The 1,123-nt window shown below is 71.0% G+C and carries 1 protein-coding gene and 1 pseudogene; one reads left to right on the plus strand and one right to left on the minus strand.

Features of this window, described 5'->3' with window-relative positions; genetic code table 11:
• Positions 1-243 (minus strand): annotated as a pseudogene (locus tag U4E84_RS18225) (glyceraldehyde-3-phosphate dehydrogenase); the annotation flags it as partial.
• A 183-nt stretch (positions 244-426) separates the two neighbouring features.
• Between U4E84_RS18225 and U4E84_RS18230 the strand changes: the two are divergent.
• The coding region (locus tag U4E84_RS18230; protein ID WP_322533477.1) for an aminopeptidase at positions 427-1,123 on the plus strand (697 nt) is incomplete at its 3' end.

The raw sequence follows: 1,123 nt of genomic DNA on the forward strand, positions 1-1,123 counted from the left end.
GACGTCGACGGCGTCGAGCAGGTCGCCGAGCGTCCCGGTCAGGTCGACGCCGGCGGCCGCGAACTCGTCCGTGCGGTCCTCGACGGCCGCGTACAGGTCGTAGCCGCGACGGGCCGCGGCCTCGACGCCGTAGTCCGGCGAGGCCTTGGTCACGCCGACGAGTTCCATGTCGGTCTGGGCCGCGACGGCGTCCGCGACCCGCTTCCCGATCGTCCCGTAGCCGTTGACGCCCACGCGTATCATGTCCGTGAGTCACTCGGGCACCGACATAATGTTTTCGAGGAAACCGAATTGAAATTAACTACCCCACGAGTAATCGATCGGTTAATTCGACGCCGATCGGCACCGGACGTAAATAATTCGATTACGGAACGCAGTAAAACCTCGATGGCAAGGCCTAACGCCCGGCCGGACGGAGACGCGGGCATGGCAGCCGACTGCTCCGACGCCGCGGCGACCGCGGTCGAACAGTGCCTGAACGTCGCCCCCGACGAGTCGGTCGTCGTCGTCACCGACGACGAGCGCGAGCCGATCGGGGAAGCGCTCTACGCGGCCGCGAGCGCCGTCACCGACGACGCGACCGTCCTGCGGTACCCGCCGGCCGATCAGCACGGGACGGAGCCGCCGGCGCCGGTCGCGGCCGCGATGCGCGAGGCGGACGTCTTCCTCGCGCCGACGACGAAGAGCCTGAGCCACACCCGCGCCCGCGGCGCGGCCTGCGGCGCCGGCGCGCGCGGCGCGACGCTCCCGGGGATCACCGAGGACGTGTTCACCACCGGCCTCGACGCCGACTACGCCGCCATCGACGCCGCCTGCGACGACGTGGTCGACCAGGTCGGCGACGCCGACGAGGTCCGCGTCACCGCGTCCGCCGGCACCGACATCACCTTCGGGATCGGCGACCGCGAGTGGCTCGCCGACACCGGGATGGTCCGCGAGCCGGGCGACTTCTCGAACCTCCCCGCCGGCGAGGTGTTCGTCGCGCCCGAGACCGCGACCGGCACCTTCGTCGTCGACGGGACGATGATGCCCCACGGCCTGCTCGACGGGGGGCAGACGCTCGCGTTCGAGGTCGAGGACGGGCTCGTCACCGACATCGCCGACGACGCGATCCGCGCCGACG

This window comes from Halorubrum sp. AD140 (assembly GCF_034497445.1).
GTDB lineage: Archaea > Halobacteriota > Halobacteria > Halobacteriales > Haloferacaceae > Halorubrum.